General features: G+C 66.4%; 15 protein-coding genes. 8 read left to right on the plus strand and 7 right to left on the minus strand.

Annotated features, from left to right (window positions below):
• Window positions 1–40 precede the first annotated feature (40 nt).
• The 5 genes from ACIPVK_RS07420 (at window position 41) to ACIPVK_RS07440 (ending at window position 5,248) form a co-directional block, all read left to right on the plus strand.
• On the plus strand, window positions 41–1,099 hold the full coding sequence (locus tag ACIPVK_RS07420) for a LacI family DNA-binding transcriptional regulator (protein ID WP_407611324.1): 1,059 nt from the start codon (window positions 41–43) through the stop codon (window positions 1,097–1,099).
• An 84-nt stretch (window positions 1,100–1,183) separates the two neighbouring features.
• Window positions 1,184–2,506 (plus strand): MFS transporter, encoded by a 1,323-nt coding sequence (locus ACIPVK_RS07425; RefSeq protein ID WP_407611325.1) that lies wholly within the window; start codon window positions 1,184–1,186, stop codon window positions 2,504–2,506.
• Window positions 2,507–2,535: 29 nt separating this feature from the next.
• Window positions 2,536–3,315: an SDR family oxidoreductase gene (locus ACIPVK_RS07430; protein ID WP_407611326.1), complete on the plus strand. Its 780-nt coding sequence runs from the start codon at window positions 2,536–2,538 to the stop codon at window positions 3,313–3,315.
• Between the two features lie 16 nt (window positions 3,316–3,331).
• Window positions 3,332–4,264 carry a 3-keto-5-aminohexanoate cleavage protein gene (locus ACIPVK_RS07435; protein WP_407611327.1) on the plus strand — a complete coding sequence of 311 codons (933 nt, stop codon included), beginning with the start codon at window positions 3,332–3,334 and terminating at the stop codon, window positions 4,262–4,264.
• A 9-nt stretch (window positions 4,265–4,273) separates the two neighbouring features.
• A complete protein-coding gene (locus ACIPVK_RS07440) occupies window positions 4,274–5,248 on the plus strand; it encodes a glycerate kinase (protein ID WP_407611328.1) in 975 nt (324 codons plus the stop codon).
• Window positions 5,249–5,423: 175 nt separating this feature from the next.
• Here ACIPVK_RS07440 and deoC read toward each other — a convergent pair whose 3' ends face one another.
• The 7 genes from deoC to ACIPVK_RS07475 form a co-directional block, all read right to left on the minus strand.
• Window positions 5,424–6,101, minus strand: coding sequence for a deoxyribose-phosphate aldolase (deoC, locus tag ACIPVK_RS07445; RefSeq protein ID WP_407611329.1), 678 nt, complete (start codon window positions 6,099–6,101; stop codon window positions 5,424–5,426).
• Between the two features lie 23 nt (window positions 6,102–6,124).
• On the minus strand, window positions 6,125–8,077 hold the full coding sequence (locus ACIPVK_RS07450; protein WP_407611330.1) for a substrate-binding domain-containing protein: 1,953 nt from the start codon (window positions 8,075–8,077) through the stop codon (window positions 6,125–6,127).
• Window positions 8,074–9,567 carry a sugar ABC transporter ATP-binding protein gene (locus ACIPVK_RS07455; RefSeq protein ID WP_407611331.1) on the minus strand — a complete coding sequence of 498 codons (1,494 nt, stop codon included), beginning with the start codon at window positions 9,565–9,567 and terminating at the stop codon, window positions 8,074–8,076. Before ACIPVK_RS07455 ends, ACIPVK_RS07450 begins: the two co-directional genes overlap by 4 nt.
• A gap of 2 nt (window positions 9,568–9,569) precedes the next feature.
• A complete protein-coding gene (rbsD, locus tag ACIPVK_RS07460) occupies window positions 9,570–9,974 on the minus strand; it encodes a D-ribose pyranase (protein WP_407611332.1) in 405 nt (134 codons plus the stop codon).
• Window positions 9,975–10,009: 35 nt separating this feature from the next.
• Complete coding sequence (locus ACIPVK_RS07465; RefSeq protein WP_407611333.1) at window positions 10,010–10,957, minus strand: ribokinase; 948 nt, start codon at window positions 10,955–10,957, stop codon at window positions 10,010–10,012.
• Between the two features lie 62 nt (window positions 10,958–11,019).
• On the minus strand, window positions 11,020–12,021 hold the full coding sequence (locus ACIPVK_RS07470) for a LacI family DNA-binding transcriptional regulator (RefSeq protein WP_407611334.1): 1,002 nt from the start codon (window positions 12,019–12,021) through the stop codon (window positions 11,020–11,022).
• 395 nt (window positions 12,022–12,416) lie between these two features.
• Entirely contained in the window at window positions 12,417–13,205 is a 789-nt protein-coding gene (locus ACIPVK_RS07475) for an IclR family transcriptional regulator (RefSeq protein ID WP_407611335.1), read from the minus strand.
• A 151-nt stretch (window positions 13,206–13,356) separates the two neighbouring features.
• Between ACIPVK_RS07475 and ACIPVK_RS07480 the strand changes: the two genes are divergently transcribed.
• Genes ACIPVK_RS07480 through ACIPVK_RS07490 form a run of 3 tightly spaced genes read left to right on the plus strand, consistent with a single transcriptional unit; the run spans window position 13,357 to window position 15,883 of the window.
• Window positions 13,357–14,061, plus strand: coding sequence for a CoA transferase subunit A (locus tag ACIPVK_RS07480; protein ID WP_407611336.1), 705 nt, complete (start codon window positions 13,357–13,359; stop codon window positions 14,059–14,061).
• 5 nt (window positions 14,062–14,066) lie between these two features.
• Window positions 14,067–14,717: a CoA transferase subunit B gene (locus tag ACIPVK_RS07485; protein WP_407611337.1), complete on the plus strand. Its 651-nt coding sequence runs from the start codon at window positions 14,067–14,069 to the stop codon at window positions 14,715–14,717.
• Window positions 14,714–15,883, plus strand: a complete 1,170-nt coding sequence (locus tag ACIPVK_RS07490) for an acetyl-CoA C-acyltransferase (RefSeq protein ID WP_407611338.1) — start codon at window positions 14,714–14,716, stop codon at window positions 15,881–15,883. Before ACIPVK_RS07485 ends, ACIPVK_RS07490 begins: the two co-directional genes overlap by 4 nt.
• The last annotated feature ends 97 nt before the right edge of the window (window positions 15,884–15,980 follow it).

The raw sequence follows: 15,980 nt of genomic DNA on the forward strand, positions 1-15,980 counted from the left end.
ATTTACCGGCTCTGGACCCAACACCGAAAAGGAGGCACACATGACGAGCACCGCCAGCACCGCGACGGACCGACCCACCCGGGTGTCCGCCGCCGCGGTGGCCCGCGCATCTGGTGTCTCCACGGCTACGGTCAGCTACATCATGAACGGGCGTCCCGGAGCCTCGATGGAAACCCGGCGGCACGTCGTGAAGATCGCCAACGAGATGGGCTTCCGGCCCTCCGGCAACTCGGCGGGCCGCGATCCGCTGCTGACTCGGGTCGTGGGGTTGATCCTTCCCAACATCGTCAACCAGATGTACACGGGGTGGGCGCAGCACATCATCAACGCCACCGCCGCCGAGGGGTTCGAGGTCTTCGTCGCCACCACCCAGGACGACCCCGAGTCGCTCGCCCAGGTGGCCGGAACCTTGGCGGCCCGCAACGTGGACGGTGTCATCATTGCCGCCGCGTTGCGCGAGGACTCCCGGGCGCTGCGGACCCTGCGCCAAAAGCGCATCCCGTACGTGTGCCTCTCGCGGCGTTCGGACCACCTGCCCGGCGACTTCGTGGGCATCGACGACGACGCCGCGGCCGCCGACCTGATGGGACATATCCTGGGCCATGGCTACACGGAAATCTCCACGGTCATCGGCCCCCGTTTCTCCACCGCGTCGCTGGCCCGCGAACAAGCCTTCGTGCGCACGGCGAGCGCGGCAGGCGTCACCATCACCGGGGATCGGAAAATCAGCACCCGGCTCAATTCCGACGGCGGTCGGGTCGCAGGCGAAAAGCTGCTCGGTTCGCCCAACCCGCCACGGGCCATCGTCTGCGGATCCGACGAGATCGCCATCGGCGTCATGGAACACGCACTCTCCTTGGGGTTGCGCATCCCGGAGGATGTGGCGGTGGTCGGCAGCGACGGATTACCGCGCAGCCGTTCCCTGCTCATCGGCCTGACCACGATCGTCCAACCGGTCAAGGAAATGGCCGAGCGTTCCTTCGAGCTACTCCTTGACCAAATCACCCGCCCGCGCGGCACCTACAAGCACTCGGTGTGCGCCCACCGACTGCACATCGGCAGAACCTGCGGATGCCCTCCCGACACGGGCGCCCGGTAACCCACTCCCTTCCCTTTGCCCCACCACTCCACGAGGCGCTCGCGCCCCGTTCCCCGCCATGCCCCGATCCAGAAAGACATGACCATGCCCACCACAGCTAGGACGACCACCATGCGGTCCCCCGAAGTCGTCAACAAGATCATTTTCCGGCGCATCATGCCGCTGCTGATTGCCGCTTACGTCATGGCATTCATCGACCGGACGAACATCGGCATGGCCAAGGACCGAATGGAAATCGACCTCGGCATCTCGGCCACGGCCTATGGCATCGGCGCCGGGCTGTTCTTCCTGACCTATGCCCTGTCCGAGATCCCTTCCAACCTGATCATGCACAAGGTCGGCGCCCGCTTCTGGATCATGCGCATCATGATCACCTGGGGCATCCTCTCGGCCTGCATGGCGTTCGTGCAGGGCGAATGGTCCTTCTACATCCTGCGCATGCTGCTGGGCGTCGCCGAGGCCGGGCTGTTCCCCGGCGTCATCTACTTCATCACCCAGTGGTTCGTGGTCAAGGACCGCGCCAAGGCCAACGGCATGTTCCTGCTCGGCGTCTCCATCGCCAACATCGTCGGTGCCCCGCTGGGCGGCGTGCTGCTGACCCTTGACGGATTTGGCGGCCTGCACGGCTGGCAGTGGATGTTCATCATCGAGGGCATCCCGGCCTGTTTCTTGGCCTTCGTCGTCTGGAAGGCCTTGCCCAACAAGCCCACCGAATCCAGGTTCCTCACGAGAGAGGAGGCCGAGGACCTCGAGGCCCGCATCCTGGCCGAGGAGACCGCCGGTGCCAAGGCCTCGGGCAACTCGAAGCTGCGCCACGTGCTCAAGGACAAGCAGATCCTGCTGGTCGTGGCCATCTACTTCACCCACCAGATCGCCGTCTACGCGCTGAGCTTCTTCCTCCCCTCGATCATCGGCACCTACGGTGAGCTGAACACCATCCAGATCGGCCTGCTGACCTCCATCCCGTGGATCTTCTCGGCCGCCGGAGCCCTGCTGCTGCCGCGCCTGGCCACCAATGCGTCGCGCTCCCGCCTGATCGCCACCTCAACCATGGTCGGCATCGTCGCCGGCTTCACGCTCGGGGCCGTCGGCGGACCGATCCTGGGCATGCTCGGCTTCTGCCTGGCCGCCTTCAACTTCTTCGCCCTGCAGCCGATCCTCTTCACCTACCCCGCAACGCGCCTCTCCGGCGCGGCCCTGGCCGGCGGCATCGCCTTCGTGAACACCGTGGGCCTCTTCGGCGGGTTCCTGGGCCCCTACGTCATGGGCTTCATGGAGGAAACCACCGGAAGCAAGCTCTCGGGCCTCTGGTTCATCGTCGCCATGTGCGCCATCGGCGCGTTGCTGACCCGCAAGCTCAAGCGCGGCACCGAGGACCCCGCCAAGTCCTCCGTCGCCGCCCACTAGATTCCCCCACGACCAGGAAGACACGCATTATGGACAACAACAGACTCGACTTCACCCACCGCAGGGTGCTGGTCACCGCGGGAGCCGCCGGCATCGGCCTGGCCATCGCCACCGCATTCAAGGACCTCGGCGCGGCCGTGTTCGTCACCGACATCAACCCGGCCGCCGTCGAGGCCGCCCGCGAGGCAGGATTCGCCGCAATGGTGAGCGACGTGTCGGACGAATCCCAGGTCATCGAGCTCGCCACCGCGGTCGGCACCGAGCTTGGCGGACTGGACGTGCTGGTCAACAATGCGGGCATCGCCGGCCCCACCGGACCCATCGACACTCTCGACTCCGAGGCCTGGAAAACCACCTTCGACGTGAACGTCCACGGCCAGTTCTACTGCATCAAGCACCTGCTCCCGCTGCTGCGCGAGGGGCGCGACACCTCGATCATCAACCTCTCCTCGGCCGCCGGCCGCCTGGGCATGGCCGGTCGCAGCCCCTACTCGGCGTCCAAGTGGGCCGTGATCGGGTTGACCAAGACCCTGGCCATCGAGCTGGGTGAGGAGCGCATCCGCGTCAACGCCATCTGCCCCGGAGCCGTGAACGGCCCGCGCATCGAATCGGTCATCCAGGCCAAGGCCGCCATGCTGGACCGCCCGCTGGAGGAGGTCTCGGACCTCTACCACCGCCAGTCCTCGCTGAACCAACTGGTCGATGCCGGCGACATCGCAGACATGGCCCTCTTCCTGGCCAGTACCCTGGCCCGCAACGTCAACGGCCAGGCAATGGCCGTCGACGGCAACACCGAAAAGCTCTACTAAGGAATTCGACACCACCATGGCAAATACACGCAAGGTCATCATCACCTCGGCCGTCACCGGCGCGATCCACACCCCCACCATGTCCCCGCACTTGCCGGTGACGGCCGATGAGATCGCCGACGCGGCGATCGGTGCCGCCGAGGCCGGGGCCTCGATCGTGCACATGCACGCCCGCGATCCCAAGGACGGGCGTCCCTCCCAAGACCCCGCACATTTCGAGCCGATCCTGGCCAAGCTGAAGGCCAACACCGACGCCGTCATCAACATCACCACCGGCGGCTCCCCGCATATGAGCGTCGAGGAACGCATGCGCCCGGTGATGGAGTTCAAGCCGGAGCTCGCCTCGCTGAACATGGGCTCGATGAACTTCGGCCTCTACCCGATGCTCGATCGCTTCAAGGAATTCGGGCACGAATGGGAACGCGAAGGCCTGGAAAATTCCCGGGATTTGGTCTTCAAGAACACCTTCGCCGACATCCAGAAGATCCTGGAGATCGGCAACACGAACGACACCCGCTTCGAGTTCGAGTGCTACGACATCTCGCACCTGAACAACCTCGCGCACTTCCAAGCGCGGGGCCTGGCCCGCGGCCCGCTCTTCGTCCAATCCGTGTTCGGGCTGCTCGGCGGCATCGGGGCGCACCCCGAGGACCTGATGCACATGCGCCGCACCGCCGACCGGCTTTTCGGCGACTCCTACGAGTGGTCGATCCTGGGTGCCGGAAAGAACCAGATGCCGCTGGCCACCATCGGTGCGGCCATGGGCTCCCACGTCCGCGTGGGCCTGGAGGATTCGCTCTGGATCGGCCCGGGCCAGCTGGCCGTCTCCAACGCCGAGCAGGTCACCCGCATCCGCACCATCCTCGAGGCGCTGAACTTCGAGGTCGCCTCCCCTGACGAGGCCCGCGAAATGCTGCAGCTCAAGGGTCGCGAAAACGTCGGTTTCTAGGAAAGAACCATGAAAATCCTTATTGCCCCCGACAGCTTCAAGGGCACCTTCACCGCCGCCCAGGTCGCCGCGGCGATCGCCGGTGGCATCAGGTCCATGGGTGCCGAAGCCATGGAACTGCCGGTGGCCGACGGCGGGGAAGGCACCGAGGAAATCCTTGGTGCCGCCCTCGGCGCCGAGCGGATCCATGCGGACACCGTGGGCCCCTGGCGGGATCCGTTACGAGCCGCCTACTCGCTGTGCCCGGACGGCACGGCCTACATCAACCTGGCCGCGGCCAGCGGCATCACCCTGCCGGCCCCGGGCGGGCGCAATGCGCCCACTGCCGACACCTATGGCACCGGCCTGCTCATGGTCGATGCGGTGAAGCGCGGTGCCGGGCGGCTCGTGGTTGCAGCGGGCGGGTCGGCCACCACCGACGGCGGAGCAGGTGCGTGCGCGGCGATCACCGAACACGGCGGGCTGCGCGGCGCACAGGTTGTGGTGCTCAGCGACGTCACCACGGCTTTCGAGGACGCCGCAGTGGTCTTTGGCCCGCAGAAGGGCGCGACCGTGGACGAGGTGCAGTTGCTGACCGCGCGCCTGCACGCACTGGCCGCCACCCTGCCGCGGGACCCGCGGGGCGTGCCTGCCACCGGCGCAGCCGGCGGATTCAGCGGCGGGCTCTGGGCCTGCTATGGGGCCGAGCTGCGCTCCGGCGCCGACTTCGTGCTCGACGCGATCGATTTCGACCATGCCGTCGCGGACGCCGACGCGGTGGTGGTCGGCGAGGGGCGCCTGGATTCCCAGACCCTGCAGGGCAAGATCATTTCGGTCATCATGGCCCGTTGCGGGGGCATTCCGGTCTACGCCGTGGTCGGTTCTGTCACCGAAGATGCTCCGCGCGAAGCCTTTGCGCGGGTTCTGGTGGCCGGCGACGAGGTGCACATGCGCGCCGCCGGCGCGCAGATCGCCCGCGAGATCCTCGCCACCGGGAGCCGATGACAGCCGCAGGCAATCAGCCCGGCGATCCCACGCCCGCCGCCCCACTACCGGGAAGGGCACCGCGATAGGCCAATCGGAGAGGCATCGGCGCCTGAATCTGCAATGCCGAACAATGGCTGTTAAAAGGAGAGGGACGGTGCTTGCGCACCGTCCCTCTCCCCATGGCATGGGGTAATTAGTACCCCGAGGTTGCCGCGGTTCCCTGCAACAGATTCCGGGTGCCGGAAACTCCCAGCCGGGTGGCCCCGGCAGCAATCATGGCCAGTGCGGTTTCCTGGTTCCGGATGCCGCCGGAGGCCTTGACGCCCAAACGCCCGCCCACGGTCTTGGCCATCAATTCCACGGCGTGGATGCTGGCACCACCGGCCGGGTGGAAGCCGGTGGAGGTCTTGACGAAATCGGCGCCCGCGCGTTCGGAGGCCTCGCAGCAGCCGATGACCTGCGCATCGCTGAGCGCTGCCGATTCGATGATCACCTTCAGGACGCGTGGCGCCGACACCGCCGCCCGGACAGCCGCGATTTCGGCTTCCACGGCTGCGAAGTCCCCGGCCGTGGCCAGACCCAGGTTGATGACCATGTCGATCTCTGAAGCGCCGTTGGCCACGGCCTCGGCGGCCTCGGCGGCCTTGATGGCGGCCGAATGCTTGCCGGAGGGGAATCCGCACACCGCCACCACGGGAACCGTGCTTTCGGGCAGCGGCAGCATGGCCGGGGAAACGCAAAGCGAATAGGTGCCCAGCGCGGCCGCCTCGGCCGCCGCGGCCAACACATCTTTCCGGGTCGCCTCGGGCGTCAGCAGCGTGTGGTCAATCAGGCCGGCCAGTTCGGGGCCGCCCACGGTGTTCTCGGTCATCGTTGTTCCTGTCTTGTTGCCTGTTACTTGCATGTGGTGGCGTCGCCGAGGCCGGTGAGGTAGTCGCAGAACCCGGCGACGTCGTCCTTGACGACGATCCGGCCCTGCAAGACCTGTTCCTTGTTGACGTCGTTTCCGGCGGCAACCTCCCCGGCGATCCGCACGACTTCCTGGCCGAGGGCGAAGGGGGACTCGGCGTTTGTCGCATACATCTGGCCGGCCTTTACCGCGCTCAGGGCATCTCCGATGCCGTCGTTGCCGACGATCTGCACTTGGCCCACGAGGTTGCGGGACTTCACGGCGGCCACCGAGCCCAGGGCCATTTCGTCGTTGGCCGCATAGATGCCGTCGAGGGACGGGTTGGCCTGGAGGATGTTGTTGGTGACGTCCAGGGACTTTCCGCGGTCAAAGTTGGCGGTCTGCGTCGCCACGATCTTCACGCCGGGGCATTCCTTCATGCCCTCGCGGAAGCCGTTGGAACGGTCGCGTGCCACGGACGTGCCCAGGATGCCCTGGACCTCGGCCACATTGCCCTTCCCTCCAACGGCCTCGCACAAGGCCTTGGCACCGTTCTTGCCCGCCTCCACGGCGTCGTATCCGATGAAGGCACGCAATTCGCCCTTGTCGGGCATGCGGTCAAAGGCGACCACGGGAACGTCCGCGGCGTTGGCCTGCTGCACGATCGAGCCACCCGATTCACTCGAGGTCGGGTCCAGGATCAATACGTCGGGCTTCTTGACCAATGCCGTGGTGGCCTGGTTCAACGCGGCGGTGTCGTCGTTGTTGGCGTTTTGCACATCCAGGGCAATCTCGTCCGCCTCGGCCTGGGCCTTGGACCCGTCGGCAACGGAGACGAAGAACGGGTTGTTCAGCGTGGAGATCACCAGGGTCGCGCTCTTGGCCTCGGCGACGGCGGAATTGCCGCGGTTCACCACCGTGACGACGGCAATGACGGCGATGGCGACGATGACGGCGATGGCGGGCAGCACAAATTTTCCATTGGGCCGCTTGGTCGCCTTGCCCACGGGTGTGCCCCTGAAGATGCGCGCCAGCATGCCTGAGTTCCGGTCAAGGTAGACGGCGATCAGGATGACCAGGCCCTTGACGACATTCTGCAGGAAGGGCGAGACGTTGAGCAGGTTCAGCCCGTTGTCGATCGTGGCCAGCAGGATGCCGCCGATCACGGTGCCGATGATGGCGCCGCGGCCTCCGGCCAAGGAGGTGCCGCCGATGATGACCGCGGCAATGGCTGCAAGTTCGAGTCCCGTGCCGGCCGTCGGCTGGGCGGTTCCCAGGCGGGCCGTGAGGATGAATCCGGCGATGGCCGCGAGCAGGCCCGAAATCGTGAAGGCCAGGATCTTGACCCGGTCGGTGGAGATGCCCGAGAGCCTCGAGGCTTCGACGTTGTCACCGGTGGCGTAGAGTTCGCGGCCGAACTTGGTGCGGGCCAATATGTATCCTGCGACCGCGGCGACCACCAGCATGATCCAGATGGGGTTGGCGATGCCCAGGAACTTGCCCTGGCCCATGGCCAGGAACGCGTTGGACGTGACGCCCACCGGGTTGCCCTGGGAGAGCTGCAGCGCCAACCCGGCAAAAATCGACATGGTGGCCAGCGTGGCAATGAAGGATGGCATCCGGGTCTTGGTGACCAGCAGCCCGTTGACCAGTCCTGCCCCGGCGCCAACGCCAAGTCCGACGAGGAAGCCGGCAATGAAGCCGTGCTCGGCCATGACCATGGCGGAGGACATGGCGCTGAAGCCCAGGACGGCACCGACGGAGAGGTCGATCTCGGCCAGGATGATGACATATGTCTGGCCGATGGCCAGCAGGGTGACCACCGCCGCGGTGACCAGGATGTTCAAGAGGTTGGTGGGCTGCTGGAACAACGGGGTTGCGATGACCAAGGCGATGGCCACGATGGCCAGCATCCAGACCGCGCGGAGTTGATCCGCTACTGCTGCAAATCGATTCATGACGAGGTACTCTCCAAAGCGTGTTCAAGGACTGAATGCTGGGTTAGTTGGGGGCCGCTCAACTCGGCGACCGGGGTGCCATTGCGCATGACGATCACCCGGTCCGACATCTCCACCAGTTCGGGGAGGTCCGAGGAGACCATCACCACGGCCATTCCCTCGGCCGCGGCGTTTTGGATGATCCGGTAGATCTCTGCCTTCGCGCCGACGTCCACCCCGCGCGTGGGCTCGTCCATGAGCAGGACCTTCGGGTTGCTCAAGAGCCACCGCGCGAGCAGGACCTTTTGCTGGTTTCCGCCGGACAGGGACGAGACCAGGGCGTTGACGCTCGTGGTCTTGATGTTCAGCTTGCCCGAGACCTCCAAGGACCGTGCACGTTCCCTGGATCGGCTGACGATGCCGCCGGTGCTGATCTCTTCGAGCGTGGCCAGTGACTGGTTGTGCGCGATGGATTGGCCCAGGGCCAGGCCCTCGGCCTGCCGGTCGGGTGTCAGGTAGGCGATGGACCGGGAGATGGCCTGCTTGGGGTTCTTGGCCCGTGCATCCTTCCCGTCGATGCGCACCTGCCCCTGCGCCTGCTCGAGTCCGAAGAGCGAGCGCAAGATCTCGCTCTTGCCGCTGCCCATCACTCCCCCGATGCCCAGGACCTCTCCGGCGTTCACGGTGAAGCTGACGTCGTGGAAGTCGTCGCCACGTGAGAGCCCGGAAACGACCAGTCGTTCCGTGGAGGTGGCGTGCTCTTCCTTGGGGTAGAAGTCGTCAACCTGCTCGCCGACCATGGCCGCGACCACCTGCTTTTCGGTCAGCTCATCCGGGGTCCCGCGCAGCGAGACCTGTCCGTCGCGCAGCACCACGATGTGGTCCGAGAGGGCAAAGACCTCCGGGAGCCTGTGGCTGATGTAGATGATGGCCACGCCTTCGGACTTGAGCTTGTTGACCTGCTCAAAAAGCTGCTCGGACTCGCGCTGGTCAAGGGCCGCGGTGGGCTCATCCAGGATCAGCACCCGCACCTGGTTGTGGATGGTCTTGGCGATCTGGACCATCTGTTGCTCCCCCACGGACAGCGAGGAGACCGGCGCTCGGGTGTCCACCTTCAGGCCCACCCGGGCCAGGACGTCGGCGGCCGTGGCATGCATGAGGTTCTTGCGGACGAACAGCGAGCCGAAGCTGCGCTCGTGGTCGCGGGCAAAGAGGTTGGTGGCCACGTCCAGGTGCGGGAAGAGGTTCTGCTTGATCTCCTGGTAGATGACCTGGATGCCTTCGGCCATGGCCTGTTGCGGGGAGGAAAACCTGTGCTCGGTCCCGTCGACGAGGATCTTGCCGGAGTCCTGCTTGTGGGCTCCGGAGATGATGCTGGTCAGCGTGGACTTGCCGGCGCCGTTCTCCCCCACCAGGGACACGATTTCTCCCGGGGCCAGGGACAGGTTGATGCCGCGCAGGACCTCGTTTTCGCCAAAGGACTTGTGGATGTCGACTATTTCAACGCCCATGCTTAGTACACCACCCCGGCCTGGAGAATGACGTTTGCGTACGAGGTCGTTTCACCGGAGCGGACCGCCGCGCGAGCGCCCTTGGTGCGTTCCTTGAAGTCGGTGTGCGGGATCAGTCGCAGGGCGATGCCCAATTCATCGAAGCGGGATTTGATCTCCGCGAACATCGCTGGACTCTGGTCCTGGATTTCCCGGGCGAGAACCACTCCCTCGACCTCCATCTCGTTGAGCACCACATCCAGCACCTCGAGGAATCCGGGGGTGCCGGGCTTCAGGGCGAAATCGATCCGCTCGACGCCGGCCGGAATGGGCAGTCCGGCGTCGGTGATGACGATTTCGTCGGTGTGACCTGTCTCGGAGATGACCCGGCTCAGTGCCGGATTCAGTGTTCCGTTGTTCTTGCGCACGCTTGACGTCCTTGTCGTTCGGGGTGGGCCTGGGTCTATTTGTGTGCGGCGAGGAATTCCTCGACCGCAGCACGGGTGGGGATGCTGGGGCTGGCTCCGGCGACCGTCACGGCCAGCGCACCGGAGGCCATGGCGGTGTTGAGTGCTTCTTCCCAGTCGTTGCCGGCCGCCATGGCGGAGCCAAGTGCGCCGGCGAATGCGTCTCCGGCCGCGGTGGTGTCGATGGCCGTCACCTTGAACGCCGGGTAGTGCTCCGCACCCCCGGAGGAGACCACGACGGTTCCTGCCCCGGCCAGGGTGACAATGGCCCGGCCCACGCCGCGGTCGGTGAACCAGCGTCCTGCCTCGACCGCCGTGGCGGCATCGGTGACGTTGATGCCGGTGATGAGCCGGGCCTCGGTTTCGTTGGGGGTCACGATGTCCACGGAGGCCCACAACGACTCGTCCAGGGCGGTGGCCGGCGCCGGTGCGGGATCCAGCACCACGGTCATGCCGGAGGCGTGGGCCAGGTGGGCCGCGGCGATCGCGCTGGCGTGCGGGATCTCAAGCTGGATCAAGGCCACGTCGCCTGGGCCACCGAGCGGGGCCAGCGCGTCCCTGACCTGCTGCACGCCGAGCTTGGCGTTGGCCAAGGGAACCATGACGATGTCGTTCTCGGCGGAATCGTCAACCCGGATGTGCGCGATTCCGGTGGGACCGGCGACACTGAGCACCGAGGTGGTGTCGATGTTCTCGGCGTTCAGTGAATCCAGCACCAGGTCCCGGAAGGAATCGTCGCCCACGCACCCGATCATGTGGACCTCGCTGTCGGCCCGCGCGGCGGCGATCGCCTGGTTGGCGCCCTTGCCGCCCAGGACCATGGAGAAGTCGTTGCCCAATATGGTTTCGCCGGGCTTTGGCAGGCGGGTGGAGAACGTGGTCAGGTCGCAGGTGATGCTGCCAATGACCACGACCTTGCTGGCGCGGGGCGTAGTGGGGTTCATTTTTGGTGGCCGTGTCCTTTGTACTGGGCTGGGTGCCGGGAAAAGCTGGTGGTTGAAGGCGTCTAGGGCGCCGTGGGCGGAGCCGCCGTTGAGGCACGCAAGGTCAGGCTCACCGGCAGGATCCGCTTGACCGCGGGGGTGTCGGGCTCGGCGAGCCGGTGCAGGATCCGCTCGCCGGCAATCTGGCCCTCGAGGCCTGCCGGTCGCGAGATGACCGAGTGCGGGGGGTTCAGAAGTTCAGCCAGGGCGAAGTCGTCGAAGCTCAGCATGGACAGCTCGGCAGGCACGGCGATACGGGCCTCGTTGAGCGCCTTGAGTGCACCGTGTGCCATGAGGTTGTTGCCGACGAAAATGGCGGTGGGCCGCTCGGCTTCGGCCAGCAGTTCGCGGGTGGCCGCGTACCCATATTCCTGGGTGAATTGCCCGATCTTGCGGAACGATTCGGGGATGAAGACATTCGCCTCGGCAGCGGCGGCAATGAATTGTTCGTGGCGGATCCGGCCGGGCAGTGAAGTCTGGGGGCCGCTGATGATTGCCAGGCGTGTGTGGCCGAGCCCGGTCAGGTGCCGGGCTGCCAGCTCGGCACCTGCTGCGTTGTCCACGACGACGACGTCGAAGGCCGATTCCTCATGCAGGACGCGGTCGACCAGGACCGTGGGCAGGGCAATCCTTTCCAGCGCGACCTTGGTGGCATCGGATTCGATGGCGGGTACCAGCACGAAGGCGTCAACGGCATCGCTGAGTCGGTTCAGCAACTGGACCTCGGTGTCCGCGTCCTCATTGCTGCTGGCGACGACAACGCGCAGGCCAGCCGGGGCGATGGTTTCCTCCAGACCACGCACGATCTGGGCGAAATAGGGGTTGGAGATGTCCGGAACGATGGCCGCGACCGTGTTGTGGCGCCCCAGCCTGAGACCGCGCGCACTGGTGTTGGGACGGAAATCCAGTTCCGCAATGGCTCTTTCAACCGCAGAAGTGGAGCGGATCCGCTGGCCCGCCAGGTGCCGGGAAACGGTGGCGATCGAAACGCCCGCGGCACGTGCAACATCGTGGATATTTGCCACGTCGTCCCTTCGCTTTCACTGTCTTCGTTGACGAGTTCAGGGTCCCGAATGCTGCACCAGTGGTGCCGGTCACCAAAACTGTAAAGGTTTACAGTAAACCAGAATGAGGCAAGTCACACCGGCTGTCAAGCGGGCCTTTAGCATCTCCGGCGGCCACGGGAGTTGAATCGCCACAACCTTGCAAGCCCCGTCAGACGCGGGGATGTGTTGGGTAAGCACAGGTCATCAACCCTTTACGGGCTACCGCAAAGGACCGATCGGAACATCGGGCGCAGTCGCCCGGACGGGCCGGTTTTCAATGCCGGGCCCCGACAAGGTGAGGGCTGGTCGCGTGAAGTCGGCTGCGGATTGCCTGCCCTCAGCCCGCCGCCGGTGGCCGGAGGAAAGGGCTCGGTTCAGCGAACGGGCAGCGCCTGTTCGCCGCGCAACTTCTTCGACAGCTCGTGGGCATGGTGCATCAGCAGGCGTCCCATTTCGGGGCGTCGCTCGGGCGAGAAACGCGACTCGACTCCGGTCAGGCTCAATGCCCAGGCGGGCTGGCCGGCTGCGTCGAAGACGGCGGCACCCATCCCCCAGCTTCCCTCCACGATCAGTGCCGGGTTTTCCGCCCATCCGCGCTCACGCGTCTCGGCAATGCGCCGGCGCAACGGCTCGGGGGCGTGGTCGCTTCCATGTTCCGTAGCCAGGTCCCTGCCCTCCAGATAGCGCTCGATCGCCTTTTCGGACAGGAACGACAGGATCGCCAACCCCGCCGAGGCTACACCGAGCGGGAATCGCTTGCCCTCGTAGAGCACGAAGGAGCGGATCGGGAATGCCCCGTCGGCCCGCAGCAGGCAAACGGTCTCATCTCCGCGGCGCACCGAGAGAAACGCGCTCTCGCCCGTGGCCTCGGCCAGGGCCGCGACATGGGGACGGGCGATCTCGGTAATGTCGTAGCGTTCGGCCGCCACGGTGCCCATCAGGTACATTTCGGGACCCAGCAGCCACAGACCCTCCCGGTTGTCGTGGTCACAAAACCCCTCGGCCGCCAACGCGGCCAGCAAGCGGTGGACCGTGGGGCGCGCCAGCCCTGTCCTCCGGGCCACCTCCGCCGTGGAAATGCCCCTGGGCATCGCGGTGCTGACGGCACGCAGCACGGCCGCCATCCGGCCCACCACCTGGGCCCCGGGAAACGCGTTATTCATGTCCATATTATGGACGAGATTCAATCAACAAACCACCAGCCGAGCAATCCAGGTCACATTGACCCGATTCGTTGACCGGAAATGCTCGCAATCAGTACGGTCAAAGCAGGCAAGTGATCCAATCCACATCGTGGACGAATCAAGGAGAATCATGGCAACGAAAGTCATCGGCGATGCCGCTGCGGCATTGGCCGCAACCGTGCGCGACGGAATGACCATCGCGGTGGGCGGCTTCGGCCTTAGCGGAATCCCCACCCGGCTGATCACCGCCCTGCGCGACTCGGGGGCGACCGGCCTGACCATCGTCTCGAACAACATGGGCGTGGACGGCAAGGGGCTTGGCCTGCTGCTGGAGAACAAGCAGGTTTCCAAGGTGCTGGCCTCCTACGTGGGCGAGAACAAGCTCTTCGCCCAGCAGTTCCTGGACGGCGAGCTCGAGGTCGAGTTCGTTCCCCAGGGCACGCTGGCCGAGCGCCTGCGGGCAGGCGGCGCGGGCATCCCCGCCTTCTACACCCCCACCGGCGTCGGCACCCCGGTCGCCGAGGGCAAGGAAACCATGGAGTTCGACGGCCGTGCCGCGATCCTGGAGCGCGGCATCGTCGCCGACATCTCCCTGGTCCGCGCATTCGAGGCAGACCCGGAGGGCAACCTGCGCTACCGGATGACCGCACGGAACTTCAACCCGCTCGTCGCCGCGGCCGGGCGAATCACCTTCGCCGAGGCCGAGCTCATCCACGACGACTACCTGGATCCGTCCCTCGTAGACACCCCCGGCATCTTCGTGCAGCACGTCGTCGCCGCCGACGGCATCAAGGACATCGAACAGCGGACCGTGCGCGTCCGCCAGGAGGCATAAGCAGCATGTGGACACGCGATGAAATGGCGGCCATTGCCGCCAGCGAACTGACGGACGGCCAATACGTGAACCTGGGCATCGGGATCCCGACCCTGGTGGCCAACAACCTGCCCGAGGGCGTGCGCGTCACCCTGCAGTCGGAGAACGGCCTGCTGGGCATGGGCCCGTTCCCCTATGAGGGGGAAGAGGACGCCGACCTGATCAACGCGGGCAAGCAGACCGTCACCCTGCTGCCCGGCGGCAGCTACTTCGACTCGGCCACCTCCTTCGGCATGATCCGCGGCGGTCACGTGGCCACCGCGATCCTCGGCGCCCTGCAGGTCGCCGCCAACGGCGACCTGGCCAACTGGACCATCCCCGGCAAGCTCGTCAAGGGCATGGGCGGGGCCATGGACCTGGTCGCCGGCACCCCGCGCGTCATCGTGATCACCGACCACGTGGCCAAGGACGGGACCCCGAAGATCGTCGAAGCCTGCGACCTGCCGCTGACCGGGGTCGGCGTGGTGGACCGGATCATCACCGACCGCGCGGTGTTCGACGTGGTTGACTCCGCCCTGGTGCTGCGCGCCGTGGCACCGGGCATCACCGTCGAGTCCCTGTACGAGGCCACCGGGGCCCCATTCACCATTGACCTTGAGGAAGAAGAAGCAGCATGAGCGCATTGATCGCCGGGTACGCCCGCACCCCGTTCGCCCGATTCAACGGGGCCCTGGGCACCGTGTCCGGCACGGCCCTGGGAGCGCACGCCGCCGCGGCGGCTCTCGAGCGTGCCGGGATCTCCGCAGACCAGGTCCAGCGGGTATTCGCCGGCCAGGTGCTGCAGGGCGGCGCCGGGCAGAACCCGGCACGCCAGTCCGCCGTGGGAGCCGGGATCGGCTTCAACGTCCCGGCGCTGACGCTGAACGCCGTATGCCTCTCGGGCACCGAGGCCGTGGTGGCAGGGACACGGATGATCGACGCCGGGGAGGCGGACGTGGTGGTGGCCATCGGCCAGGAATCCATGTCGCTGGCACCCCACGTGCAGCGGGCACGCGCCGGGACCAAGTACGGCGCCATTGAATTGATCGACACCCTCGAATTCGACGGGCTCACCGACGCGTTTGAAAAGCGTTCCATGGGTTCCTCCACCGAGGACGGCAACACCGCCATGGGCATCACCCGTGCGGAGCAGGACGAGTTCTCCGCCCGCTCGCACCAGCTGGCCGCCGCGGCCGCCGAGTTCCACGCCGGGGAGATCGCGCCGTTCACCATCACCTCCCGGCGCGGGGACACCGTCGTGTCCGCCGATGACGGGATCCGCGCCGACACCACGGTGGATTCCCTGGGCAAGCTGCGCCCGGCATTCAGCAAGGAAGGCACCATCACCGCGGGCAACGCCTCGCAGATCACCGACGGCGCCGCAGCGGTGGTGCTGGTGAGCAAGGCCGCCGCCGAACGCCTGGGGCTAAAGCCGATTGCCGAGATCGTCTCCCACGCACTGGTGGCAGGTCCGGACGTGCTGCTGCACGAGCAGCCGGCCAACGCCATCCTCGCGGCACTGGAGGGCACCGGCATTGCGCCGGCGGACCTGAAGGCCGTGGAAATCAATGAGGCGTTTGCCGCCGTGGGCGTGCGCTCCACCGCGAAGCTCGGCATCGATCCCGGAATCGTGAACGCCAAGGGCGGGGCCATCGCCCTGGGTCACCCGATCGGCGCCTCGGGCGCACGCATCGTCGGCACGCTGGCCCGCCAGCTGGCCGAGCTCGGCGCCGGCTCCGTGGGCGCCACCGGCATCTGCGGCGGCGGCGGGCAAGGCAGCGCCGTGGTGCTGCGGGCGCTGTAGCGCCAACAAGCTCGGGCCCAAATCGGCCGAACGCAGGCGCGGACAATGCCCTTGCGGGCAACAACCGGTGTTGGGGGGGGGGGGGGGGGGGGGGGGC

Source organism: Paeniglutamicibacter sp. MACA_103, assembly GCF_045798555.1.
Taxonomy (GTDB): Bacteria; Actinomycetota; Actinomycetes; order Actinomycetales; family Micrococcaceae; genus Paeniglutamicibacter.